28 protein-coding genes and 1 other annotated feature are annotated in these 26,056 nt (G+C 33.9%); of the genes, 21 read left to right on the top strand and 7 right to left on the bottom strand.

Features of this window, described 5'->3' with window-relative positions; translation table 11 throughout:
* Nucleotides 1–22: 22 nt before the first annotated feature.
* The 5 genes from zwf to LG369_RS04875 all read right to left on the bottom strand — a co-directional run bounded on the left by zwf (nucleotide 23) and on the right by LG369_RS04875 (nucleotide 5,741).
* Nucleotides 23–1,510: a glucose-6-phosphate dehydrogenase gene (gene zwf, locus LG369_RS04895; RefSeq protein WP_225750443.1), complete on the bottom strand. Its 1,488-nt coding sequence runs from the start codon at nucleotides 1,508–1,510 to the stop codon at nucleotides 23–25.
* 148 nt (nucleotides 1,511–1,658) lie between these two features.
* A complete protein-coding gene (locus LG369_RS04890) occupies nucleotides 1,659–2,399 on the bottom strand; it encodes an amino acid ABC transporter ATP-binding protein (protein ID WP_225750442.1) in 741 nt (246 codons plus the stop codon).
* Nucleotides 2,399–3,844 (bottom strand): amino acid ABC transporter substrate-binding protein/permease, encoded by a 1,446-nt coding sequence (locus tag LG369_RS04885; protein ID WP_225750441.1) that lies wholly within the window; start codon nucleotides 3,842–3,844, stop codon nucleotides 2,399–2,401. The genes LG369_RS04890 and LG369_RS04885 overlap by 1 nt, the downstream gene beginning before the upstream one ends.
* A gap of 167 nt (nucleotides 3,845–4,011) precedes the next feature.
* A complete protein-coding gene (locus LG369_RS04880) occupies nucleotides 4,012–5,085 on the bottom strand; it encodes a sensor histidine kinase (RefSeq protein WP_225750440.1) in 1,074 nt (357 codons plus the stop codon).
* Nucleotides 5,070–5,741: a response regulator transcription factor gene (locus tag LG369_RS04875; protein WP_225750439.1), complete on the bottom strand. Its 672-nt coding sequence runs from the start codon at nucleotides 5,739–5,741 to the stop codon at nucleotides 5,070–5,072. Before LG369_RS04875 ends, LG369_RS04880 begins: the two co-directional genes overlap by 16 nt.
* A 168-nt stretch (nucleotides 5,742–5,909) precedes the next feature.
* Between LG369_RS04875 and LG369_RS04870 the strand changes: the two genes are divergently transcribed.
* The 9 genes from LG369_RS04870 (at nucleotide 5,910) to LG369_RS04830 (ending at nucleotide 12,992) form a co-directional block, all read left to right on the top strand.
* Entirely contained in the window at nucleotides 5,910–6,620 is a 711-nt protein-coding gene (locus LG369_RS04870) for an ABC transporter ATP-binding protein (RefSeq protein WP_070459527.1), read from the top strand.
* A gap of 1 nt (nucleotide 6,621) precedes the next feature.
* Nucleotides 6,622–7,455, top strand: coding sequence for a hypothetical protein (locus LG369_RS04865; protein ID WP_225750438.1), 834 nt, complete (start codon nucleotides 6,622–6,624; stop codon nucleotides 7,453–7,455).
* Nucleotides 7,415–8,104, top strand: coding sequence for a hypothetical protein (locus tag LG369_RS04860; RefSeq protein ID WP_225750437.1), 690 nt, complete (start codon nucleotides 7,415–7,417; stop codon nucleotides 8,102–8,104). Before LG369_RS04865 ends, LG369_RS04860 begins: the two co-directional genes overlap by 41 nt.
* A 298-nt stretch (nucleotides 8,105–8,402) precedes the next feature.
* The gene (uvrB, locus tag LG369_RS04855; protein ID WP_225750436.1) at nucleotides 8,403–10,391 is read left to right on the top strand and encodes an excinuclease ABC subunit UvrB; all 1,989 of its coding nucleotides are present in this window, start codon (nucleotides 8,403–8,405) and stop codon (nucleotides 10,389–10,391) included.
* Between the two features lie 14 nt (nucleotides 10,392–10,405).
* Nucleotides 10,406–11,032 carry an NAD(P)H-dependent oxidoreductase gene (locus LG369_RS04850; protein WP_225750435.1) on the top strand — a complete coding sequence of 209 codons (627 nt, stop codon included), beginning with the start codon at nucleotides 10,406–10,408 and terminating at the stop codon, nucleotides 11,030–11,032.
* Nucleotides 11,029–11,571 (top strand): hypothetical protein, encoded by a 543-nt coding sequence (locus LG369_RS04845; RefSeq protein WP_225750434.1) that lies wholly within the window; start codon nucleotides 11,029–11,031, stop codon nucleotides 11,569–11,571. Before LG369_RS04850 ends, LG369_RS04845 begins: the two co-directional genes overlap by 4 nt.
* Nucleotides 11,568–12,068, top strand: a complete 501-nt coding sequence (locus LG369_RS04840) for a hypothetical protein (RefSeq protein ID WP_225750433.1) — start codon at nucleotides 11,568–11,570, stop codon at nucleotides 12,066–12,068. Before LG369_RS04845 ends, LG369_RS04840 begins: the two co-directional genes overlap by 4 nt.
* Nucleotides 12,069–12,070: 2 nt before the next feature.
* Complete coding sequence (locus tag LG369_RS04835) at nucleotides 12,071–12,505, top strand: hypothetical protein (RefSeq protein WP_225750432.1); 435 nt, start codon at nucleotides 12,071–12,073, stop codon at nucleotides 12,503–12,505.
* Nucleotides 12,506–12,524: 19 nt separating this feature from the next.
* Complete coding sequence (locus LG369_RS04830; protein WP_225750431.1) at nucleotides 12,525–12,992, top strand: 8-oxo-dGTP diphosphatase; 468 nt, start codon at nucleotides 12,525–12,527, stop codon at nucleotides 12,990–12,992.
* Here the strand turns inward: LG369_RS04830 and LG369_RS04825 are convergent.
* The gene (locus LG369_RS04825) at nucleotides 12,989–13,504 is read right to left on the bottom strand and encodes a transcription repressor NadR (RefSeq protein WP_225750430.1); all 516 of its coding nucleotides are present in this window, start codon (nucleotides 13,502–13,504) and stop codon (nucleotides 12,989–12,991) included. The two genes, LG369_RS04830 and LG369_RS04825, sit on opposite strands and share 4 nt — an antisense overlap.
* An 11-nt stretch (nucleotides 13,505–13,515) precedes the next feature.
* Entirely contained in the window at nucleotides 13,516–14,043 is a 528-nt protein-coding gene (locus tag LG369_RS04820; RefSeq protein ID WP_225750429.1) for an ECF transporter S component, read from the bottom strand.
* A 641-nt stretch (nucleotides 14,044–14,684) separates the two neighbouring features.
* Nucleotides 14,685–14,820: a sequence feature (ribosomal protein L10 leader region), on the top strand.
* 38 nt (nucleotides 14,821–14,858) lie between these two features.
* Between LG369_RS04820 and rplJ the strand changes: the two genes are divergently transcribed.
* The 12 genes from rplJ to glyQ all read left to right on the top strand — a co-directional run bounded on the left by rplJ (nucleotide 14,859) and on the right by glyQ (nucleotide 26,052).
* Complete coding sequence (gene rplJ, locus LG369_RS04815; protein WP_001287271.1) at nucleotides 14,859–15,359, top strand: 50S ribosomal protein L10; 501 nt, start codon at nucleotides 14,859–14,861, stop codon at nucleotides 15,357–15,359.
* A 75-nt stretch (nucleotides 15,360–15,434) separates the two neighbouring features.
* Nucleotides 15,435–15,803: a 50S ribosomal protein L7/L12 gene (gene rplL, locus LG369_RS04810; RefSeq protein WP_048716072.1), complete on the top strand. Its 369-nt coding sequence runs from the start codon at nucleotides 15,435–15,437 to the stop codon at nucleotides 15,801–15,803.
* Between the two features lie 234 nt (nucleotides 15,804–16,037).
* On the top strand, nucleotides 16,038–17,441 hold the full coding sequence (locus LG369_RS04805) for a HEPN domain-containing protein (protein ID WP_225750428.1): 1,404 nt from the start codon (nucleotides 16,038–16,040) through the stop codon (nucleotides 17,439–17,441).
* Between the two features lie 135 nt (nucleotides 17,442–17,576).
* Entirely contained in the window at nucleotides 17,577–18,461 is an 885-nt protein-coding gene (locus tag LG369_RS04800; protein ID WP_225750427.1) for an exonuclease domain-containing protein, read from the top strand.
* 8 nt (nucleotides 18,462–18,469) lie between these two features.
* Entirely contained in the window at nucleotides 18,470–19,771 is a 1,302-nt protein-coding gene (locus LG369_RS04795) for a hypothetical protein (RefSeq protein ID WP_225750426.1), read from the top strand.
* 259 nt (nucleotides 19,772–20,030) lie between these two features.
* Nucleotides 20,031–20,522 (top strand): hypothetical protein, encoded by a 492-nt coding sequence (locus LG369_RS04790; RefSeq protein WP_225750425.1) that lies wholly within the window; start codon nucleotides 20,031–20,033, stop codon nucleotides 20,520–20,522.
* 99 nt (nucleotides 20,523–20,621) lie between these two features.
* A complete protein-coding gene (locus LG369_RS04785; protein ID WP_225750424.1) occupies nucleotides 20,622–20,978 on the top strand; it encodes a hypothetical protein in 357 nt (118 codons plus the stop codon).
* Complete coding sequence (locus tag LG369_RS04780) at nucleotides 20,965–22,236, top strand: FtsK/SpoIIIE domain-containing protein (RefSeq protein ID WP_225750423.1); 1,272 nt, start codon at nucleotides 20,965–20,967, stop codon at nucleotides 22,234–22,236. The genes LG369_RS04785 and LG369_RS04780 overlap by 14 nt, the downstream gene beginning before the upstream one ends.
* Before the next feature lie 326 nt (nucleotides 22,237–22,562).
* Entirely contained in the window at nucleotides 22,563–23,246 is a 684-nt protein-coding gene (locus LG369_RS04775; protein WP_225750422.1) for a replicative protein, read from the top strand.
* Nucleotides 23,233–23,457: a DUF3173 family protein gene (locus LG369_RS04770; protein WP_225750421.1), complete on the top strand. Its 225-nt coding sequence runs from the start codon at nucleotides 23,233–23,235 to the stop codon at nucleotides 23,455–23,457. Before LG369_RS04775 ends, LG369_RS04770 begins: the two co-directional genes overlap by 14 nt.
* An 18-nt stretch (nucleotides 23,458–23,475) precedes the next feature.
* A complete protein-coding gene (locus tag LG369_RS04765; RefSeq protein ID WP_225750420.1) occupies nucleotides 23,476–24,654 on the top strand; it encodes a tyrosine-type recombinase/integrase in 1,179 nt (392 codons plus the stop codon).
* A gap of 480 nt (nucleotides 24,655–25,134) precedes the next feature.
* Nucleotides 25,135–26,052, top strand: a complete 918-nt coding sequence (glyQ, locus tag LG369_RS04760; protein ID WP_000038760.1) for a glycine--tRNA ligase subunit alpha — start codon at nucleotides 25,135–25,137, stop codon at nucleotides 26,050–26,052.
* Nucleotides 26,053–26,056 lie beyond the last annotated feature (4 nt).

Raw genomic sequence — 26,056 nt, 5'->3', positions numbered from 1 at the left:
ATTCTTGCAGGATTGTTTTTGATTATTCTAAACGACCATCTTTACGATAGGCGATATCTGGTTGCCATGTCCATTTGGCACCATATTTTTCAAGGAGATCAAAACTAGCCTGAGGTCCCATTGTACCAGCCTTGTAGTCATGAAGTGGAGCACCGTTTTCAGCCCAAAGCTTCTCGATACGGTCAATCAATTTCCATGATGCACTCACTTCATCCCAGTGGCTAAAGTTTGTTGAGTTATTGTTCAAAACATCATAGATCAGTTTTTCATATGGGTCTGGTGAAGCACCTGTTGCAGTCGCATCTGTTCGATAGTCAAGCGAATTTGGTGCGAGGCTAAACTCTTCCCCTACCTTTTTACCGTTAAGGCTGAGAGAGAATCCTTCAGTCGGTTGGATATAGATGGTAAGCACATTCGGTGCTAGGGGTTCTCCAAAAATAGAATCCATTTGTTTGAAGACAATATTTACGTGTGTTCCTTTTTCAGTTAGGCGTTTACCTGTACGGAAGAAGAAAGGTACATCACGGAATCGATCAGTATCGACAAAAAAGGCACCTGAAGCAAATGTTTCTGTCATAGATTCAGGGTTGACATTTGGTTCGCTACGATAAGAAATATATTTCATGCCATCTACTTTACCAGAACGATATTGACCACGGATGAAGTGCTCTTTAAGTTCCTCGTCTGTAGGGTGGTAAAGGTTCTTGAAGACCTTGATTTTCTCTGCGCGAATGTCATCCTTTGTAAAGCTTGCAGGTTTGTCCATAGCAAGGAGTGACAGAAGCTGAAGTGTGTGGTTTTGAACCATATCACGAAGGGCACCAGACTCATCATAGTAGCTACCACGTTCCTCAACACCGAGACGCTCTGCAAAGGTTATCTGAACGTTATCAATGTGCTCACGATTCCAAACATTTTCAAAAATCATATTGGCAAATCGAATGGCAAAAATGCTTTGAATCATTTCTTTACCAAGATAGTGGTCGATACGATAGATTTGATCTTCGTTAAAAGTAGCAAGGAGTTCTTCGTTTAGTTTGCTTGCAGTCTCATAATCTGTACCGAAAGGTTTTTCAACAATCAAACGTTCAAAGCCTTTACCGTCAACGATTTGCTCTGACTTGAGATGTTTAGCAATAGTTCCAAAGAACTGAGGTGCCATTGAGAGGAAGAAGAGCTTGTTGTGTTCAGTTTGATACTTTTCATTTAACTCAGCCTGAAGCTTGCGCAATTCGATATAGTGCTCAGTGTCATTAACATCGTGACTTTGGTAGTAAAAATGACTAGCAAATGCTTGAGCCTCTTCTGCGCTATCTGCCAAGTCTAAGATAGATTCGACAACAACAGATTCGAAGTACTCTTTACTCCATGGTCTACGAGCAGTTCCAATAACAGCAAAATGATCAGATAGATTACCTGATTTGTAAAGTCTAAAAAGTGAAGGGTAGAGCTTGCGTTTAGCCAAATCTCCACTAGCACCGAAAATTGTTACAATAACTTTAGATGACATCTAGCTACCTAATTTCTATTTTGTTTCCTAGTCCAGCTAGGCATGGGAAAACCCCATTTTCATACCCTTTATTTTATCATAATTTTCTAAAAAATCCAAAATTCCAATACAAGTGAGAAAAAAACTGCAAGGGAAACCTTGCAGTTTTTTAAGCGTTGAGGACCTTGTCCAAAAATTCTTTTAGACGAGGGTGTTGTGGGTTATCAAAGATTTGGTCAGGAGTACCATCTTCTAGGAATTCACCGTCTGCAGTAAAGATAACACGATTGGCAACCTTACGGGCAAATCCCATCTCGTGAGTTACGATGATCATGGTCATACCTTGTTCAGCCAATTCCTTCATAACGTTAAGTACGTCTCCGACCATCTCAGGGTCGAGGGCAGAAGTTGGTTCGTCAAAGAGCATGATATCAGGGTTCATGGCTAGACCGCGAGCGATAGCCACACGTTGTTTTTGTCCACCAGACAAACTATCAGGGTTAGCATTGGCCTTGTCAGCAAGTCCAACCTTTTCAAGAAGTTCCATGCCTAATTTTTCGGCTTCAGCCTTTGTCAACAACTTATGCTCAATAGGAGCGAAAGTGATATTTTCCAAAACTGTCTTATGTGGAAAGAGATTGAAGTGCTGGAACACCATTCCGACATTTTCACGAACATGGTCCACGTTGGTTGCTTTGTCAGTCAAATCATAACCATTAACTGTGATATGACCTTTTGTCCCCTCTTCGAGGAGATTCAAGCTACGCAAGAAAGTTGACTTACCTGACCCAGAAGGACCGATGATACAAACAACATCACCTTCGTAGAATTTTACAGAGATTCCTTTTAGAACCTTGTTTTTTCCATATTGTTTATGTAAATTATCGACATCGATTTTTAATTTAGCCATTATTGAATCCTCTTTTCTAAGCGTTTTGCAAGTCTAGTAAGAAGAGTGATAATCACAAGATAGAAGACTGCGAGAATTGCATACATTTTGAAACTTTGGTAGTTACGAGCAATGATAATCTTACCAGTCTGGAAGAGTTCTACAAGACCGATCGCAGATACGATCGTTGTATCTTTCAATGCGATAACAAATTGGTTAACGAAGTTTGGAAGCATGAGTTTGGTTGCTTGAGGCAAGACAATCTTACGCATGGTTTTACTGTATGAGATACCAAGGCTTCGACTAGCTTCCATTTGCCCAACAGGAACGGCCTTGATACCACCACGAACAATTTCAGCGATGTAGGCTGCTGAGTTTAGGGAGAGGGCAATTGTACCAGCGACAAAGTCATTGATTGGACTTTGTTGACCTGTAAGAGATTCGATAAAGTTAGGAATGCCCCAGAAAATGAAGGCTGCAAGAATCATCAAAGGAATTCCACGGATAACGTCAACAAAAATCTCTGAAATCAAACGGAGTGATTTATATGGACTAACGCTAAACATACCAAAGATAATTCCGATAAAAATCGCAATTATAAATGAGATAAGTGCTAATGAGAGAGTAATTCCAAGTCCGCTGAGAAGTTGTTTGTAGTTGTTTTTCAACAAGCCCCAAATAGTTGTTTCATCAGCAGTTGAAGTTGTCGTAGTAGAATCACTAGCTAGATACTTATCAAGAATCTTTTGGAATTCTCCATTTGCCTTAAGGTTTGCGAGTCCCTTGTTAAACTTCTCTAGCAATTCTGGATTGCTTCCTTTTTTTACTGCAAAGGCAGTTTCACCAATTGGTGTACCTGCGATTGGTGTTTTTAATTTTTTTCCTTGACTGATAGAATATTTAATAACAGGTTCGTCATCCATAACGGCATCTATTGAACCAGTATTTAAACTATCATACATAGATGCAGCATCGGAAAAAGTTTTGATTTTGTAACTGTATTTGCTTTGGTTCTCGTTTAAGAAGGTTTGTGAAGCAGTACCGTTTTTCACACCTACAGTCTTACCATTCAAATCTTCGTAAGAAGAAATAGTACTTGATTCTTTAACACCAAGAATAGTATTTGCAGTATAGTAAGAATCAGAGAAATCAAAAGTTTCCTTACGAGCATCAGTCACTGACATACCTGCAATGATACCGTCTGCTTGTCCAGATTGGACTGCGTTAATAGCAGCATCAAAACCTGGATTGGTAATCTCGATTTCAAAACCTTGGTCTTCAGCGATAGCCTTGATTAGATCCATATCGATACCAGTGTATTGGTTGCTTGAGTCCTGGAAAACAAATGGCGCAAAAGATGAGTCACTGGCAATGACATACTTGGTTTTTTCTGTATCCGCTTTTGCTAATCCTAGTGAAAAAATAGGAAATAAAATTAGCAGACATGCTAGTATTTTTTTCTTCATGTTATGTCTCCTTTCAGGGTATTTTCAAATTATAGCAGAAAAAATTGAATCCGGCAAATATTTTATATTTTTATGTTAGAAGATATAACATAAAGTTTATTGTGATACTGATTTTTTGATGTAAAAATTAAAAGAAGCCGAACACATATTGATGAGTTCGGCTTGTTCTATATAATGGGAATGATTAGCTTGACTTGTGCACCATGATTACTATTTTCTAAGTGCATAGTTCCATGATGAAGTTTCATGACGCGTTTGACGAAAGATAAACCAAGTCCATAGTGGCTTTCTTGAGAGGGGGTTCTTGCTTGGTCATCTTTATAGAAAAGATTTCCAGCATTTTGTAATATATTTTTTGAAAAACTAGATTGGTTATTCCATATAGTTAGAACTAATTGACTATTTACTTGTGAAATTGTTAGGTGGATTTGTGCATCATCTTCTTTTTGATGTTGTATAGCATTGTTAATAATATTTGTGATTGCTCGGAAAAATAGATTGGAATGAATTGCAATTTGTGTCGATGGAGTTACTGTGTTAGTAAAAATAAAGTGTGTATTTTTAGGAACTAAAGGTGTGATATGTTCCTTTAATTGACGAGTTAATTGTTGAATTGATATCTTTTCAAGTTGAATATCTTGATCATAAAAAGTTTTGGAGTATTGGATGAAGTGATTAAAATAATCGTTTAACTGAATACTTGCTTGCTCCAGATCTTTTAGACATTCCATTACTTGGGGTGTTTGTTTGGTAGATTGTAGGAATTCAGCATTTCCTCTTATGACAGTTAGAGGAGTTCGAAGATCATGGGCAGCGCTAGATACTTGAAACATGAGTTCTTTTTTTTGTTCTTTTTCATTTTCAATCCTATTTTTTATATCGGATTGCATTTTTTCTATTAGATCATTTGTTTCAATAAATTCCTTAATCTGCAAATGGTGATTTTCATTTTTGTTGAAATATAGACCACTATGATAAACCATGTTCATTTCTTTTTGAATCTTGGTTAATAATTGTCGAATATTTGTTACAATGATAAGAATTAAAATGATGCAAAGATAAATCCAAGAACTGACGCTAAAAAATAAAGCAAAGAGATTGGCATTTTTCTCATTGATTCCAGATACAGAAGATAGAAGAGCTGGGACTATGTAAAAAAGTAAAAGACAAAAAAGAAATTGCCAAATGATTTTAAGGTAGGTATTCTGAATGAGTTGTTTGATTGTCATTTCCTTTGCCATTTGTATCCTCCTCCCCAAACCGTTTTGATAGGATCAATTTGATGAGCCTTGAATTTTTGTCTGATTTGATAGATGTATTCAGTGATGGAACGTAGCTGTACATCAGAGCTTATAGGATAGAGGTAATCGTAAAGTTCCTCTGCGCTAAATATTCGGTTCTCATTTTTAGCTAAAAGATAAAGTAGATCAAATTCTCGCTTAGTTAGAGAAATGCTCTTTGATTGATAATAAACTTCTTGACTATCTCGATAAAAAGTTATATCTGAAATCAATTCTTCTTTAGAGGTTTGGAACAATCTTTCCTCTCTACGAAGATGCATTTGAATTCTTGCAATCAATTCCTTAATGCTAAATGGTTTTGTGATGTAATCATCTGCTCCAGCTTGTATCCCCTTTAGTAAATCTTCTTCAATATCTTTAGCGGTTAGAAACAGGATTGGAGTAGTAATTTGTGAACGAATGGAGCGACAGATCTCTAAACCTGAAAAAGGCATCATGACATCAAGTAATATCAGATCGAATCCAGTAAAGTCACAAATATCGATCTCTTCTATATTTGACCGAGTTTCTACGTTAAAGTTGTTTGCTTCTAATGTATTTCTTATTAATCGTAAGATTTTTTCATCGTCGTCAATTGCTAAAATTTTATACTTCATAGTTCCTCCAATTACTTGTGTATATTATAGCAAACATAGAAAGTAATTTGTTAGAAATGAAAAAATAATTATAAAAATTTTTATTCTGATTTTTTTCTGATATTCTCCTGATATACTTGCTCCAAGTGAAGGTGAAATTTCACAAAAAGTTAGAAGGGAAAAGAAGGAATGATAACAATTCAAAAACTACATAAGGAATATAATAATAAAATTGTCCTGAAAAATGTGTCTTTCAAAGCTAAGAAAGGTGAGGTCACTGGATTGATTGGACCAAATGGTTCTGGGAAATCGACTTTAATCAGAATTTTACTCGGTTTAGAAAATAGTCAAAAAGGAATAGCATTGATCAATGGCAAAAAATACTCTCAATTGGGAGTTAATCCTTTTTGTGTTGTTGGATCATTCCTCGACAGTTGCCAACCTTATCCAACGAGAACAGGATTTCAGCATCTTCGCTGGATTGGCTTGGCTTGTGGTGTTGACAGAAATAGGTGCAACGAATGTTTAGACTTGGTGGGGTTAAGTGATGCTAAAAATAAAAAAGTAAAAGACTATTCATTAGGAATGAAACAACGTCTTGGATTAGCAACAGCCTTATTAGCAAGTCCTGATATCTTAATTTTAGATGAACCAATCAATGGACTAGATCCAGAGGGTATACGCTGGATACGCAATTTTTTACAATCTTTTGTCAGTGAAGGTAAAACTGTATTAATGACAAGTCATTATATGAGTGAGTTAGAACTAACTGTAGATCATCTGGTTGGGATTTCTAATGGGAAGATTGTTATTGATGCTCCTACCAAAGACATTTTGAAACAGTTTGGCTCTTTTGAGGAAGCATACTTTAAAGCACTCGAAGGGAAAGAAGGTGAATAATATGTTGAAGCGTTCCTTTTTTAGTGACCTTTATAAATATAGTAGTTTACCTACTTTTAAATTTACTTTTTTTCTTATTTTGGGAGTCAGCATATTTTTTACACTTCAAAATATTCAGGTGATAAACGCTTTAGTAGAAGGAAATGGACAGGCGGTTAACCTTGACCCATCTATGTTATCATCGAATCCAGTCTATACAGTCAGGGATGCTCTCTTATCTTCACCCTACCAAGCAAGTGTTATTTTCTTGCCAATTCTGGTTTCACTTGTTTATTCAACCCATTATCAATTTGGTGATGATTATTTTACTCAGTTAATAATTCCTAACTGGAAAGTTCGACTTACTGCTTTTATTGCTAGTTCGATTGTCTTATCACTACTTTCAACTGTAATATTTTCGATAGTAAATGCTGTTGTTTTACTCATTTTTCTAGATTCTACTTTAAAGAACTATTTAGAATTTACTTTGTTTTTAGATGTTACGGTAAGAGTTATGATATTTGCGATCGTTCTTACTGTATTAGCTTTACTGTTCGTAATCGTAACGAAAAGATCAATGACTGCATTAATTGCAGACGCTTTATTATTGGTAATCAGCTTATCAGGTATTCTAAGAGGAATTTCCTCTAAAATAGAAAATCTATTGCCTTTGATTGGAGCAAAGTCATTTGCTTTTGGTCGAATTGAAGGGACTCAAACGAGCCAATTGTATGGATTTACTCTTTTAGTAGTGGAAGGAGTCGTATTCTTGGTATTGATAATTGTTGTAGAAATGATTCGAATGAGGAGGAAGAATGGCAAGAATATTTATCAGTCTTATCGTCAAAAAATATAGCTTAAAACTCGTAAAGTACCAGATAGCTATACAGTCAATTTTGGTAGGATTTGTGTGCCTACTAAGTGTGTTACCAGTTGCAATCAATGGTAGAATTGTAGAATTATCTTTAAAGCAAGCTCTTGTTTTTGCATCAATGTTCTCTGCTGCTATTGGGTGTGTTAATGCATTTGTAGAGTTACAATCACACGAAACAAAGCTAGTTTACTTAGTAAGTGGAAAAAGGATCTTAAGTTCAATTAGGATCCTGTTCATAGAGTTATTTGATGTACTACTACAATCAACCTTATATTACCTTGTACTGCTTACATGGTTTCATTTTTTTAGGAGTGAAAATGGTGTCAGTATAGAAATTTTCTGTTTCTTTTTGTTTGGCTCCATCCAATACTTTTTGATTTCTTACTTTTTAAGTTATTTTTTTAAAAGTCCAATGGGAAGTTTAGCTATTTTGTTACTATTTCCTATTTTAGTACAACCTTTCATAGAGAGAGTAGCGGAACCAATGACAAATTTTCTATTTTATAATATTATTGCGAATACAATACTAGGAGAAGTTTCCAATTTGCAACTATGTGTTTATGTCATTGAGTTTGTATTTTCATTTGGAGCAACTCTCTACCTCTTGGTAAAGAATCAAGAACTTAAGTAGTAAAGTGATTTCGCAAAAATCAAACTGATGAGTAAGCTTTGTTAATTTGTAAGTCATTTACAATGAAATTTATTGCATATTGCATTGTTTTAGAATAAAAGACAAGACTTTCGAAGTAATTTCGAGAGTCTTATTTAGCTTTCATGATAATACGTGTCCAATTTATTATATTTTAAATTAAACATGTACTGAATTAATGGATTATTTTATTACATCTTGTATCTCCCTTTTATTCCCTATCTCAGAGAATTTTGGTGATTTATGGTAAAATAAGGTCTATATATGTGAGGATAAAGAGATGATTAATAGAATTACAGACAACAAATTTAAACTTGTATCCAAATACCAACCGTCTGGGGATCAACCGCAGGCCATCGAACAGTTGGTGGATAACATCGAGGGTGGTGAGAAGGCGCAAATCTTGATGGGGGCGACTGGTACGGGGAAGACCTATACCATGAGCCAGGTCATCGCCCAAGTTAATAAGCCAACCCTGGTCATCGCCCACAATAAAACTCTTGCAGGGCAACTATATGGGGAGTTCAAAGAATTTTTCCCAGAAAATGCGGTCGAATATTTCGTATCTTACTATGATTATTACCAGCCAGAAGCCTATGTGCCTTCAAGCGATACTTATATAGAAAAAGACAGTTCAGTCAACGATGAGATTGATAAACTTCGTCATTCAGCAACATCAGCACTCTTGGAGCGCAATGACGTCATTGTAGTTGCATCTGTTTCTTGTATCTATGGATTGGGTTCCCCTAAAGAATACGCTGATAGCGTCGTAAGTCTGCGACCAGGCCTTGAGATTTCTCGAGATAAACTGCTCAATGATTTGGTGGATATTCAGTTTGAGCGCAATGACATTGACTTCCAACGTGGAAGATTCCGAGTCCGTGGGGATGTGGTGGAGATTTTCCCAGCCTCTCGTGACGAGCATGCCTTTCGTGTTGAGTTCTTCGGAGATGAAATTGATCGTATTCGTGAAGTCGAAGCTCTAACTGGTCAAGTTCTGGGCGAAGTGGATCATTTGGCGATTTTCCCAGCCACTCACTTTGTGACCAATGACGACCACATGGAAGTAGCTATTGCTAAGATTGAGGCTGAGTTGGAAGAGCAGTTAGCTATCTTTGAGAAGGAAGGTAAGCTCCTCGAAGCGCAACGCTTGAAACAACGAACAGAATACGATATGGAGATGCTTCGTGAGATGGGTTATACAAACGGGGTTGAAAACTACTCACGCCACATGGATGGACGAAGCGAAGGAGAGCCACCGTACACCCTTCTTGATTTCTTCCCAGATGATTTTTTGATTATGATTGATGAGAGCCACATGACCATGGGACAAATCAAGGGAATGTACAATGGTGACCGTTCTCGTAAGGAAATGTTGGTGAATTATGGTTTCCGTTTGCCATCTGCCTTGGATAATCGTCCTCTCCGTCGTGAAGAGTTTGAAAGTCATGTTCACCAGATCGTCTATGTTTCAGCGACACCTGGTGATTATGAACACGAGCAGACTGATACCGTTATTGAGCAAATCATTCGTCCAACTGGTCTTTTGGATCCAGAAGTAGAAGTGCGCCCAACTATGGGACAAATTGATGATCTTTTGGGTGAAATCAATGCCCGTGTTGAAAAGAACGAACGTACCTTTATTACAACCTTGACCAAGAAAATGGCTGAAGACTTGACTGATTACTTCAAAGAAATGGGTATCAAGGTTAAATACATGCACTCGGATATCAAAACCTTGGAGCGAACGGAGATTATCCGTGACCTGCGTTTGGGTGTATTTGATGTCTTGGTCGGAATCAATCTGCTCCGTGAAGGGATTGATGTGCCAGAAGTTAGTCTAGTTGCTATTCTCGATGCCGACAAGGAAGGTTTCCTTCGTAATGAGCGTGGACTTATTCAGACCATCGGTCGTGCAGCTCGTAATAGTGAGGGGCATGTCATCATGTATGCTGATACTATGACTCAATCTATGCAAAAAGCCATCGATGAAACAGCTCGTCGTCGGAAAATCCAGATGGCCTATAACGAAGAACACGGTATCGTGCCACAAACGATTAAGAAAGAAATCCGTGACTTAATCTCTGTAACCAAGGTAGTTGCCAAGGAAGAGGAGAAGGAAGTCGATATCAATAGCCTTAACAAACAAGAACGCAAGGAACTTGTTAAGAAACTGGAAAAACAAATGCAAGAAGCCGTCGAAGTGCTTGACTTTGAACTAGCAGCTCAGATTCGTGATATGATGCTGGAAGTCAAGGCCTTGGATTAGATAGGAGAGAACTTTTGAAAATTCTAGTCATCAATGGACACCCTGATAAGAAAAGTTACTGTCAGGCTATTTTTCAAACCATTGTAGAAAATCTTGACTCAGATCGCCATGAACTTGAAGTCATCAACCTTAATGAAGAGGACTTTGATCCGGTTTTACGTTATGGCTATCGAAAACGTATGGAAGAAGATTCTTTTATCCTTCGTTCTCAAGAATTAATCCAGTGGGCGGATCACCTGATCTTTGTTTATCCCATCTGGTGGAGTAGTATGCCGAGCCTTATGAAGGGCTGGATCGACCGGGTCTTTACACCGGGAATTGCATACTCTGCTAATGATCAGGGGAGTTTTATCTGGAATTACCTTAGAGGCAAGCAGTTTAAAAAGTTATTAAAAGGGAAAACAGCCAGTATTTACGCAACCTCCATGGCGCCTACTTGGTGGTACAAAATCTTTTCGGGCCCTATCAACATTCCAGATAGCTATGGCATCTCTGTTTTGAAAAATGCGGTCTTGAATCACTGTGGAATTAAAACTAAGCGCGTCTGCATCTTAGGAGAAGTCGGCCGGGATGTGAATACCGCTAGTATGCGGGAACAGCATCTCCAAAAAGTAGCAGAAGAAGTTAAAAAACTATCATGAAACAAGATAATAAAAAATCAAAAAAACACTATATGCCAAATCGAAAAATGAGCTGGCTAGATAAAGTAAAATTGTGGTTGTTACAACATTCAAAAATAGCTTTTCTATTAGATAGTAGTATATTTTTTTTATCAGCTTTTGGGGTATTCTATTTGTTGTTTGGAACAACTCTTATTCCAAAACCCTATCAAAACTTCAATTATGTCTTTCCGCTCTTTCTGAATCTTATATTCTTTGTGAACATGCTTTATCAAGGTGTTTTTAGAGATAATTTCGATGGAATGCTGACAATACAAGATTTTGCAGATCCATTCTTGTACCTAAATGGAGTAGGTTTGTTGTTTCACTCATTTTTCGGAATAATGGGTCGAAATGGAAAGTCTATTCCTCCCTTGCTAATCTTAGATTCCAGTTACATCTGGTTTCCAATCGTGACCTATTTAACCTTTTTCCTAGTGCCTGCTTTAATCATTTTAATTTCCAAGTATATTGAAAAGAAAAAGGGAAAAGAAGAAAATAGGGAAAATTCACTCAAATGAAAAAGAATAAAAGAAATTCAAATACAAAAAAGAATCTCTCAATGAAAGAAAGTTTTCATCTTTGGCTAGATTCTCATAAATTTTTAGGATTCTTCTTGACCCTCGGTCTTATCCTAGCAATAGGACTAAGTTTGAATCTAATTTTTGAAAGCCTTCCTATTCCTTCGCCATACAGAGATATCAACTATAGTTTTCCGCTATATATAAATCTTTTTTGTCTGGTATATCGATTATTTGACTATTGGTTCTTAGACTTGTCTGGGGTAAGGATGACAATAAAAAGATTTGCAGATTTATTTATTTATCTTAATAGTATCGGTTTAATAGTCCATCTCTTTATTGGAATTAGCGGAAAAAACAGTAAAGGGATTTTACCTTCTCTCTTATCCCTAGATCACCGCTATATTTGGTTTCCTATAGCAACCTATCTGGTCTTTTTTACTGTAGCTGCTTTAACGATTTTGTTTATGAAATTTATTGAAAATAAGAGGAGTTAATTATGAGAAAACATCTAACTATATTTAGGATTCTTTACCTACTGTTCTTGGTATTTGCCCTAATTCATTTTGTCCTAGGCTTATTTGGTTTAGCTTTTACGCCAGTCTTGTGGAATATCTGGTTTTTTGGTCTCTGCTTAACCCTATTTATCCATCCATGGACCATCTTTTATAAAACAAGAATCTTTCAATGGCATCATTTGATTTTTCAAGCTCTTAGCGGATTCTTTGCTCTCATAATCTGGTTTATGATATTTTTCTTTTTCTCCATGGTTCCAGATTCATCTATGCCAATCAATATAGACTACTATGTTAATAAAGAAAATAATGAAATTAGAATCATCAGAGGATCCTTGCTCCATGAAATTCATGAATATCATGACTTAGTTAATCCTTTGATTATGAAATCTAAAGTTAAGTATAAGATAGAAAATTAAACATTAGAAAGTGGGTCCTATGTCTCGAGCACAGTTAACCATTCTAACCAATATTTGTATGATTGAAGATCGAGAAAAGAAGCGCGTGGTTATGCAGTATCGATCACCTGAAACCAATCACTGGTCTGGCTACGCTTTTCCAGGAGGTCATGTTGAAAATGGAGAGGCTTTTGCAGAGTCAGTTATCCGAGAAATCTATGAAGAAACAGGTCTGACAATTCGAAATCCTCAACTTGTCGGCATAAAAAATTGGCCACTAGATACAGGTGAGCGTTACATTGTCTTTTGTTATAAGGCGACTGAGTTTACTGGTACTCTCCGTTCTTCAGAAGAAGGAGAAGTTTCCTGGGTACAAAAAGACCAGATTCCAAATTTGGAACTGGCCTATGATATGTTACCTTTGATGGAGATGATGGAATCTCCAGACAAGTCTGAATTTTTTTATCGTCACCGTACAGAAGACGGATGGGAAAAGGAAATATTCTAATCTTTGACTAAATAACCTAGCTGATCCAAGGCCTTCTCGATATAGAGGAGGTCTTGTTTGCTTTCAGCCTCAACCAAATGGTAGTGTATTCCATCTGTTAATTCTGATAGGGGACGAAAATCTGAAGATTCAGCTTGGTTTAAAAAGTGTTCTACATCTCGTCTACAACTCAACTTAAGAAGGGTTTCGATTTCACCGTAGACAGGATGGTCGATAAGAATGTTTTGCACCCGACCGCCGTTATCAACGATAGCAAGTAGTTCTTGCTCCATATCTTCCTCTTTGTGTTTAACCTTAAAGAGTTTGTGAACAAAAGGATTGGCTTTATTTTCTTTATAAATATAGCCACGATTAGTAGATAGAATAGGAGCTCCATCTGCGCGAAGCACAGCTATATCCTGAACAATAATCTGCCGAGTTACGTGAAAATGTTCTGCTAAACTTTGGCCATTCATTGGCTTTTGAGCTTCTTTTAAGAGTTGAATAAGCGCTTCTTTTCGGTCTTTAGTCATGATTTACTTTCTTAATGGCGTTTTTTTAGTGCTTTATAAACAGCTAATGCTAAGTAATAGTCTATCATACTATGAACAATAGTTCCAAAACCAACTAATACAAAGAGAACATAGAACATATTTTTTAGATCTGTTCCTGTACTAGCATAGAAGATGATACAAGCAAAGACTTCGGCGATAGCGTGTACTAAACCAAGTACAAAGTTAAAAATCAAGGAAGATTTTTTGTTGTCCAAGGTTTGAGGATGTTTTTGAAGGTAGAAAGCTCCCAGGGTTCCAAAGAAGATATGAGAAAAAGCTCGAAGTACGATAACAATCGGATAACCGGCTAGTAAGAATCCAATACTAGAAGCAACAATGACAAAAATAGCCATCCATGGAGAGAGAAACATAGCAATGAAGATGGCCACGTGGCTTCCAAGAGTGTAGGAAGCGGGAGGAATAACGATTTTAAATGGCATCACTAAAGGAATCAAAATAGCGATAGCGGTTAGCAATGCAGTTAAAGTCATGAATTGGGTTTTCTTTTGTGTATTCATAATAACTCCTTTTATCTGTATATACAGTTGTATAGTACACTAAATATTTTTTCTCGTCAAGAGAGAAATTGAATTTTGAAGGAAAAATAGTTAAAATAAAGTAAAGTATCTTAGAAAGGGTAGAGAGTCAAGATGATAGATATTATTTATCCAATTTTTATCATTCATTATATATCTAAGCAGAAAAAAACAGGATTAAAAGTATCGAAATATACAACATTTACAGCTTATATCTTCTTGATAATTTCTTTAATTCGAATTGCCTTTGGAGCCTTAGGACTATTCCTTTTCTCGATTCCCATATTCGGTTTCCTCTATTTTGCAGTTATAGGTGAAATTCTTTTTCATATTAGCATCATTTACGGAATCATTTTACTTTTCTTGTCATTGTCATTTTTCTTAGACAGTCAAAAATCTGGCCAATATATTCAAATCACGCAATCCACACCATTTTTATTTCATGTCCTAATGTTAGCATTTCATGCGCTCTTAATCTATACTACCTTGCTACCAATCTTTTCCATTCAATGATAAAATCTAATTATTTTCTTCCATAAACATCAGTAGAAGCAGGACAAAAAATAATCAATTTTTTTTTACAAAAAGACTTGCTTTGAAGTAACAAATGTGATATACTTATAAACGGTTTGAAAAAACTGCCTAAGACAGTAGGGGAGCTAGACTCATAAATATCCTACCGAGGACAAAACGTATCATGTAAAAAGAAGCGTATTGTACTTTCGTGTCTAGGTTTGGGCGCGTTTTTCTTTTGGAAAAATTCCCCAAGCAAAATAATTACGGAGGTGAACACACTAATGAGTGAAGCAATTATTGCTAAAAAAGCGGAACTAGTTGACGTAGTAGCTGAAAAAATGAAAGCTGCTGCATCAATCGTCGTTGTTGACGCTCGTGGTTTGACAGTTGAACAAGATACAGTTCTTCGTCGTGAGCTTCGTGGAAGCGAAGTTGAGTATAAAGTTATTAAAAACTCAATCTTACGTCGTGCAGCTGAAAAAGCTGGTCTTGAAGATCTTGCATCTGTTTTTGTTGGACCATCTGCAGTAGCATTTTCTAACGAAGATGTTATCGCACCAGCGAAAATCTTGAACGACTTTGCTAAAAACGCTGAAGCACTTGAAATCAAAGGTGGTGCAATCGAAGGCGCTGTCGCATCTAAAGAAGAGATTATTGCTCTTGCAACTCTTCCAAACCGCGAAGGACTTCTTTCTATGCTCCTTTCTGTACTTCAAGCACCAGTGCGCAACGTTGCTCTTGCAGTCAAAGCGGTTGCAGACAACAAAGAAGACGCAGCTTAATTATAAGCTACGCATCGTAGCCTAGCTACAAAAAAATAACAAAATTAAATTTAAATTTATTTGGAGGAAATAACAATGGCATTGAACATTGAAAACATTATTGCTGAAATTAAAGAAGCTTCAATCCTTGAATTGAACGACCTTGTAAAAGCTATCGAAGAAGAATTTGGTGTAACTGCAGCTGCTCCTGTAGCTGTTGCTGCAGCTGGTGCTGCTGACGCTGGTGCTGCTAAAGATTCATTCGACGTTGAATTGACATCTGCAGGCGACAAGAAAGTCGGCGTTATCAAAGTTGTACGTGAAATCACTGGTCTTGGTCTTAAAGAAGCTAAAGAACTTGTTGATGGTGCACCAGGTGTCATCAAAGAAGGCGTTGCAGCTGCTGAAGCTGAAGAACTTAAAGCTAAATTGGAAGAAGCTGGAGCTTCAGTTACTCTTAAATAATCAATTATCGATTGTTTAAGGCTGAAAGCCGAGTTTAAAAGCCTTTAGTTATTAATAAAGGTGATATAATAGGAGATGTTTCTTTTGAAACTTTCCCACAAACACCCCCACAATTTTTTGTGGGGGTGTTTATTTTTTCTTGTGCTATAATGATTGTTAGAATGTAATATGAAAACGATTTTATACTGTTTTTAAGAATATTGTCTAATAAAAAAATCATTTGGAGGAATCAATATGGAGTTAAGTTACCAAGGTAGTGGTTCAGTTGAATTACAAGGGAAAATAAGACAGTGTCACCTATATTTGAATAAAGAAGAAGGAGGAATATTACTTGAGATAGATGTTAATGATGGTTTTGCGAGTATATTGGAACTTCCAGATCGTATTCATGAATTAAAGGTAAAATTATCAAATGGAGCAAAATTTATATTATTTGATGCATTTCGTTCAAAAGGGGTTTCAAGTAATATTTCGGCGGGTATCTCTGTTTTTTCTTTCGGCGCTGAATACCTTGTAAGTGGATTTGGATCTTTAGAAAAATTTAACAACAAATTTAAAAGTGTTTCTTTTGAAATTAGTGGTGTAATGAAATGGGGAGGAAAAACTGCTTACTTGATCCAAGATAATTATAGTTTACATTATAATTCTGACAGTAGTACTTTAATTTATAAAGATGAAAATACGACAATTAAATATCAAGTATTTGGGTCTATGCTTCCTGTTCATGAATCTCATTTATTTAAAGATAAAATAGAACTTAATCAAAGAACATTGATTGAAATTGAATTTATCGAAGAGGCCCCTTTAGAAGACTATTTTGATTTATTTGAAAAAATTAAGAGATTAATTGAGTTGACACTAGTTGAAGAAGTTAAAGTTCATAAAATCCAAGGGTTATCTGACTTAGAATTCGATGTATATGATAATGGTTGCAAGATACCTCGAACATTAGATATTATTAGTCCAATTATAAGAAAGGATAGATTTCAGGGAAGTTATTATGGCAGATATATATTGAAAACATTTTCTTTAGTTGATTTGATAGAGAATAATAGTTTTAAATATTACTTCGAGTCTTATTCTAAATTAAAACCAGTCTTAGATCTCTATATAGAATTACTGTATACAAAAGGGATATCACCAGTTAGACTATTTTTAAATGTGGTTCAAGCTCTAGAAACATATCATTCAAGGTTTAAAGCTGGTTCAATCGAAGAATTTAAAAACAGAGTTAAGTACCTTACAGATGACCGTACAGATGGGATGGAAAGTTTCCTTTTAGGAAAATCTAAAAAATTTATAACGCTTGAAAGCAGACTTTCAGACTTACTTATTGCTGAGTATCAGGTTTATTTTATTACAGGGGATATTAAAAGGATCGATTTTCCAAAGGTATTAGCAAACACTAGGAATTACTATATTCATTATGATGAGAATATTAAGAATAATGGAAGAGTTCTAACAGAGGAAGAGTTATCAATTTATAATAATTGCTTATTAAAAATTTTAGACTACTATATTTATTCGGAGTTAGGATTTTTAAACCATCAAGATTTAATGAATAAATTAGCTGAAAGATGGGGGGACATTCGAACTAAATTAGTTTTTAAAAAAGCTTTTGAAGAAAAGTATGAATAAAATAAATCCACCCTAATTGATAATAGTTAAAAATTACTTTCTAAAGATTTAAGAGTATTTAAATTTAATAAAAATTATCTTTTATGGTATAATATCTATATTTATAGATGTTAATATATCAAAAAGGAGTAGAGAATGAAAAATAAAAATTATACTAAAAAGATTGTTAGTGATTATTGTGTGATTGATGTAGAAACCACAGGGCTTTCTATTTATTTTGATGAGATTATTGAAATTGCCTTGATTAAAGTTCGTAATGATAAAATTGTTGACGAATATTCTCAACTAATTAAACCCAAAAATAGAATTGATACTTTTATAACAGAGTTAACAGGAATTAGCAATGAGATGGTAGAAAATATGCCAGTCATAGAGGAGGTTAGCGGTGATGTTTTAAGTTTTATTGGAAATGATATCATTATAGGACATAATACTTCTTTTGATATCAACTTTTTAAAGGCGGGTTGTAAAAAAGAAATAGATAATAAATATATGGATACACTACAATTTTCAAGAAAACTCTATCCAGAATTGAAGCATCATCGTTTGAAAGACTTAAGTGATTATTTAAGAATTAGCAAAAATAAACATCGTGCAATGGCTGATTGTATAACAACAAAAGAGTTGTATGACCAGATAAAACTAAAAATGAATATAGAAAATATTGAAATAGATAATTTATGGTCAAAGAAGATTACAAATAAAGATTTTAAACCAAGCGATGATAATATAGATCAAGATGGATTTTTTTATGGAAAACATGTTGTATTTACAGGGACGTTAGAAAGAATGCCTAGATCATCTGCAAAACAAAAGGTAGTCGATTTAGGTGCTATTTTAGATAATAGTGTTGTAAAAGCAACAAATATACTAATTCTAGGGAGTACGGAATACAATACAATTTTAAGAGGTGAAAAATCATCGAAACAAATAAAGGCTGAAAAATTGAAACTTGGTGGTCAGGATATAGACATTATTGATGAATATACTTTCTACGATTTATTAGATGAAGCTCGTTAGGAGATAAAATGGATTTAAAATTTAATTTAGAAGAAGTACTCGTAGATTCAATTTCAGAACGATGTTTGAGATTACGAAAAGAAAAAGGGCTAAAGCAAAGCGATATTGCCAGTAGTGGACCGAGCTATATTGAAGGGAAAAAATGGCAATCAGGAAATTTTATTTCTAGAGAATTATTAAATTGTTACTGTATATCACTAAATGTATCGGAAACTGAAATTATTTTTGGAAATGATAAAGAAATAGAAAAACTTATTTACTGTCTTTTTGTTAAGATGTTCCATACTTATACTGTTAAAGATATTTTTTCTAGTGAGAATGAATTATCTTCTGAGTTTGGTGAAAAATTTTATATTACTTTACAAAAATCTATAATTGAATTAGCTTCATGTTTCGCTCAATTCAATAAGGATAGATATGAGTTTATTAAATCAAATGATCCAAAATTTAGTAACAAATTTTTTGAAACAGAAAATTTTTATAAATTGTGGTTAATATTAAAAGATAGTTTAATTAGTTCATTTAAAAATTTTATTGAAATTGATAGACTTTTTGAGAACTTTGAGTATAGAAATTTAAATCAATTTATAAGAAAATGGATTGAATTAGAAGTTATAAATAATATTTTTACTAGAGCTCAAAATAAATTAGGTACTAATAAATTGTTCAAAATTGGATATATGGTTAATGATTTAATTAACAACTTTCTTGATACCGATTTACCATTATCATTTCAAGAAACAGTTCCATTAAGATTGTATAAAGATGAAGAAATTAAATTTAGTTTTTCTCTAGATTCATCTGATGATGTAAATTTGAATTTTTTAATTGAAAAACGTAGTCTGGAAAAAGAAATTATGAAAATAGTAAAGACAACAGGTTTTGATAATGTACCTAAGGAAATGATAGAAAAACTAGAAAATGAATATTATACAACTATTTTGAGATTAGAAAAAAAAGATAAATATATTGAGGGAAAAATTGATACTATTTTAAATAATGCATTATTGTTAAGTAATCAAAATTTATACAGTAACGATGCAATTACAATTTTAGCATCACCTACATTTTGTTGTCCTGATAATAAATCTTTAGAAGAAATTGATCAATTAATGGATGATAATTTGGATATTCTTCTAGGTGATTCTGTCAAAATACCTGGAATGACTTCGAATAATTCACAAATATTAAATGAACTGCAAAAGAAAGTGAATCAAGATGTTCAGAATAGTATTGATACGTTGGTTAGACTTCAAAATTATCTGTTATCACTTCTAGAATATGATGAATTTAAAATGTTATTAAAATGAAAAGTGGGGAAAAACCACTTTTTTTATTTTTGTAAAACAAAAAATATTAAAGTTAAAGTCAAGTTAAAAATAAGGAAGAGGAGATTAGAATTATTGAGTAATTTACCTATTTTGAAATAAATTAATAAATCACTCAATAATTTTAGTTGTTGAAAATATATTAGAATTAATTTATCAAAGAAATAGAGATTTCTTTGATACTAGCTAGTAAAAATATAAATTGCAATTTTAGTTTACGAGAAAAACTGAAGGAGAAATAATGATACAAGGTTTTTTACTTACATCAGATTATAACTTAAGAAATTCGAATATTATTATAAAACCAAACGATTACTGTTGGGTAGTTGATGAAAATAATAATACAAAATTCGTACTGTTAAAATTCGATGACAAAGCGGAATATGGTCTAAGTATCTATGAGATAACTTACACTGATAAATACTATAAAGAAGAAAAAATTGAAAATTTTATTGAAAAAATTAATAAAGGTTATCTTAAATTTGTATGTTCAGATACAAATGATAATAATTTTGACTATAGTTCTAAAAGAGAAAAATGGAAAAATGGAAAACTCTCAAAATCTAAACTATTATTTATTGACAGAAAAGTAAATAATTTAAGAGATATTTTAAAAATCTTAAATAGTGCCCAGGAAATTTTATTTTGTAAAAAAAGGGCAACAGAAACGTTAAGTGATATTGATATTACAGATGCAATTAACTTAGCGATCTATGAGTTTGAAAATAAATAAAGCAGTTTATAACTTATAAACTATGTTTAAGGAAAACTAATTTGATTTTCTTTTATAAGAATAAAGTTAAACTGACTACATAATGAAAGAAGGATAAAAATGACATTAAAAAATTTAAGAAACTTTTTAAAGTTTGATAATTTATTTTTTGATAATAAAGAACTTGTTTATTTGGCTTCTAAACTTACACAAGATAATAAATTAAAAGTGAGCTTGCTTATTGTTAAAGATACCACAGAATATCAGAATGGCCAGACCAATCTGGGAGAGCAAGTAGTCGTTACTGTAAATAATAAAGGAATTGATGAATATTCAAAATTTATTCCAATGAAAACAATTTGTAGAATTGAGAATATTACTAAAGCGGTTGTTTACGGTGAGTTCCAAAATCAATTGTCAATTACGGCAGATGTAATTATAGATCCACAAGGTAATAAACAGCATGAAAAGGGTTAATATACATTGGTTTTATCCATTTTGGGGAAGTATTTCAATATGTATAATTTCAATTGTATTTTTCATAGTATTTGATTTTTATGTACTTCCAATTAAGTTTTTAAAATTAGGAACTGAGACGTATGAAGTAGTTTTTGTAATTCAGTTCTTTCTATCCTTATTATTTATTTACGGTTTAAGTGTTAGAGATATCTATCTTAAACGACAGAAACTTTTTAAGTTTATTAAGAAAAATCAATTGTATATAACAAAATCTAATAAGAACGGAGAGGAAACAGTAATTGAAACAATAGAAATGGAATGGATAGAAAAAAAGAATGAGGATACATTTACTGTAAGAGTATATAACGAAGGAGGATTAGTAAGTTCTAGAATTGAAGATTTAGGTCCTAAACTACAGGCCTTCTTGGGGAAGGAATTAGTGACGCAACATAATCAAATAACATTTACTGACTATGTATTTGAGAAATATCCTGATAAAAGGCTCGTTATGTCAAACTTAGTTGATAACAATACCAATAATAAATATAGTATAAAATTAACTCAAAAGATATCATATGATATTAGAAAAGTCTCACATGGATTAACAGTCGGGGCAACAGGTTCAGGAAAAACAATGTTTATTAATGCAAAGATTCTTGAATTTGTACATTTAGGTGCCGAAATTTTAATTTGTGATCCCAAAAATGCTGATTTAAGTCTTTTACAATTTGTTGAAGGTTTTCCAAAAGAAAATGTTGCGGTTAATTCAAATCAGATTTGTAAAATCTTAAGATTATTAAACTCAAAAATGCTTGAAAGATACAACAAATATTTCTCTGAACCTTCGGCATTTGGAAAAAATTATTCAGATTTTGACTTACAACCTATTGTCTTATTTTTTGATGAAGTCACGGCATTTGTAAAAGTATCCGATAAAAAAATCGTAGAAGAAGCATTCTCATACTTATTTAACATTATTATGATGGGAAGGCAGGTCGGTGTAACGATTGAGTTTATATTACAAAGGCCTGATACATCTATACTAGATGGAGGTATCCGAGATCAGCTAGGATGCCGTGTTGCATTAGGAAATTTATCAAAAGATGGTTATAAAATGATATTTGGCAGTAATTTTAATGATTACAAAAATATTCAAGTTATCGGGGGAGGGTATGTTCAAATTTTTGGGCAAATGGAAAAACCTAAATATTTTGAAACCCCATTCTTTGATAAAAATTTTGACTTTCTAAAAGAATTGGAGGAATATTATTCATAGAGCACTTTCGAAAGTAAAGAATAGGGGTGCTCAGCTCAGAGAGCTAGAGCAAGTGGAACGTCCCTCTTTCTTTACTTTAAGAAATGTGCCCAGCAATAGAAGCTTGCTTCTATTGCTTTTAACTTGATAAACGTCAAACATTAGAACAATAATGAAAGTGAGGAGTAAAAATAAATAATCCAAAAGTAAATTCAGAAAGTATCGTTAAATCTTATAGATATGGTAATACACTTGAATTAACAACTTCGAATGGATTACATAAACAAACTATAAAAGTACTTCCGAATAGAAAATATGTCGTTTTAGATACTGGAGAAATATTTGATATGAATACAAGCGGTGTTACACGAAGTGATAATATCAAATCTACTCGTATAACGATGAGAAAATTAAGGAGGCTTATTGCTCATAATTTTAGGGGAGAGAAGAATGAGCTTTGGATAACATTGACTTACGCTAAGTACACTAATGAAATAGAAAATGTATATAGAGATTTTAAATTATTTATAAGAGATTTAAGAAAACAATATTCAGGTTTAGAGTATATCAATGTTATTGAACCGCAAGCTAGTGGGAGTTGGCATTGTCATCTGCTTATAAAAGCACCTAAAAGGAGTTTTCTTTATATCCCAAATAAAATTATTGAAGAATGCTGGAAAAAAGGCTTTACCAAAACTAAAAGACTTAAAAATAGTGATAAAGTTGGTAATTACGTTATTGCGTATTTAACTAATTTGGAGATAGATGATAATCAGAATTCAAAAAAATACATTAAAGGTGCACGCCTATATTTATATCCAAAAGGTGTCAGGATTTATAGGTGTTCTAGAGGAATAAAAAAACCAATTGAAATAACAGCTACTAAAGGAGAAGTAATGACTATAAATGGGCTAGATATTGATTTAGAAGCTAATTATTTAAAAAAAACTAATCATATTATTAGTACAGGAGATGAAATTAGTTATATTACTGAGTTCTACAATATAGGAGATAAAAATGAAGACAGTTAATCATAGAGATATTATGAAGCTTGGTTTTTCAAAAACAGCTTCAAAAGAAATAATTAAGCAAGCTAAAAAGATTGCTATAAATCAATTTGATGAATCTTTGAATTCTTCAAATAAAATGGTAAAATTAAGTAAATCGCCTTTCGATAACAAAAGACTTGATCTTGCACCTAGTTTTATTGTGGAAGAATTACTCGGCTTTCAATTTTCTTAATGAAAGGAATTGAAAGCAATGTCAAAGAAATATAAAGGAGTATTTAGAGATAGTAAAGGAAGAATTTACTGTCAGACAGAATTCAAAGCATCAGCTACAGGTAAACGTCAAAGATTTAAAAGATATCGAAATATATGGGGAAAATCTTTTTCAACTGAAAAAGAGGCATATGATGAGTTATGTCGAGCAAGAGTTGAATTTTACGATAAATTTGATTATAGTGATTATAATCTAAATTTTGAACAGTATATGTTGGAGGTTTTTTTACCTTACTACAAACAAACGGTACAAGATAGCACATATAGAACCGCGATCACTCAATTTGATACATTTATTGAGAGATTTGGAAAAATGAAATTACGAGACATTAAACCTCGTGACTGTGAAAAATTTCGTTTAGAACTTATAAATAAGTATTCCGCGAATTATGCAAAATGTGTTTGGATTCGTTTTAAACAATGTTTAGGCTATGCTGAGAGAATGGAATATATCAAAACATTCCCTTGTAAAAGTCTAGATAATCCAAAAGGTAAAAGACCAGATACAAAATTCTGGACTTTTGAAGAGTTTAAGAAAGTTATCTCTACTTTTGATTTAACTGATTATGAAGATCTTCACCGTTTTACAACCACTTGGTTGTACTATATGACTGGTGTACGTGTTAGTGAAGGTTTTGCATTACTTTGGTCAGATTTTGATAAAGAGAATAAACGTATCTTTGTTCACTCAACATTAGAAGCTTTAAAGGGTGGAGTCTATAAACGTAAAGAGCAGACAAAAACCGAAGCAGGTATAAGATATATAGACTTAGATGATGAAACAATAAAAGTACTTGAACGTTGGCGCTCAATTCAGATTTCTAATTCTAATCAGGATTATATTCTATCTAAGTTTGGTGAACCAATGGTAAAAAGTACTTTGACAAGAATGTTAAAGCGTCATGCAAAGTTGGCTGGAGTTCCAGAAATAACTGGCAAGGGATTGCGTCATTCACACGATTCATTTATGATTAATGTTCTGAAAAAGGATGTTTTAGAAGTATCTCAGCGTTCTGGAAGAATTGATAAAGCTACAACATTAAACACCTATAGTCATTACTATAATGCAAACAATGCAACTCTTGGAACTGAAATAACTCAACTTCTTAAACAAGAAGGAGTTGGAGCGACACCCCCATATACACCCCTACAAAAATAAAGTAATAAAAAACAAGCTTTACACTTAGTCTTTTGAGTATCACGCTCAAATTACTCTTAAATAATAGAGCGACTACATTTGTAGCTTAAAAACATGATTAAACCGCTATTCTTAGGAGTAGCGGTTTTTCTTTTTGTTCTAGAAGGGGCATGTAAGGGAATGACTTTAGATTAGTAATTCTATTTTAGGTGAATTATTGGAGATTCCTTATGAAAATAATTTTACTTTTTAATTGCATTTTGTTATAATAGACGCAAGAAAGAATATCTTATCGGTAAATCCTAAGCGAGCCTGAGATAGTGAGAGTCAGGTGATTGAGAGATAAGTGTGGCGCTTTTGGTATTTTAATAAAGATAATGAAGTAATAAATTAGGGTGGAACCGCGTTTTTGACGCCCCTAGGTCACTTGACTTAGGAGCAAAGGCACGGTTTTTTTTTGTTTTCTGAGTTGAGCGCATAAAAAATATAAAGGAGTAAAATATGTCTAAAAAACTAACTTTCCAGGAAATTATCCTTACTTTACAACAATACTGGAATGATCAGGGTTGTATGCTGATGCAGGCTTATGATAATGAAAAGGGTGCGGGAACCATGAGTCCTTATACTTTCCTTCGTGCCATTGGTCCTGAACCATGGAACGCAGCCTATGTAGAACCATCTCGTCGTCCTGCAGACGGTCGTTACGGAGAAAACCCAAACCGTCTCTACCAACACCATCAATTCCAAGTGGTCATGAAACCATCTCCATCAAATATCCAAGAGCTCTACCTTGAGTCTTTGGAAAAATTAGGTATCAATCCTTTGGAACACGATATCCGTTTCGTTGAAGATAACTGGGAAAACCCATCAACTGGTTCAGCTGGTCTTGGATGGGAAGTGTGGCTTGATGGTATGGAAATCACTCAGTTCACTTACTTCCAACAAGTCGGTGGTTTAGCAACAGGTCCCGTTACCGCCGAGGTCACTTATGGATTGGAACGTTTGGCTTCTTACATCCAAGAAGTAGACTCAGTTTACGATATTGAGTGGGCTCCAGGTGTTAAATACGGAGAAATCTTCCTTCAACCAGAATATGAGCATTCAAAATACAGCTTTGAAGTTTCTGATCAAGATATGCTTCTTGAAAACTTCGAAAAATTTGAAAAAGAAGCTGGACGTGCTTTGGAATTAGGTCTTGTGCACCCAGCTTATGACTACGTTTTGAAATGTTCACATACTTTTAACTTGCTAGATGCTCGTGGAGCGGTATCCGTTACAGAACGTGCAGGTTACATTGCCCGCATCCGTAACTTGGCCCGTGTAGTAGCTAAAACTTTCGTTGCAGAACGTAAGAAACTCGGTTACCCACTGCTAGACGAAGCCACACGCGCGAAACTCCTAGCAGAAGAGGAAGAATAGACAG

Source organism: Streptococcus sp. Marseille-Q4154 (assembly GCF_916700545.1).
In the GTDB taxonomy this organism is placed as follows: domain Bacteria; phylum Bacillota; class Bacilli; order Lactobacillales; family Streptococcaceae; genus Streptococcus; species Streptococcus infantis_I.
This window is presented reverse-complemented; position numbering and strand designations above follow the sequence as displayed.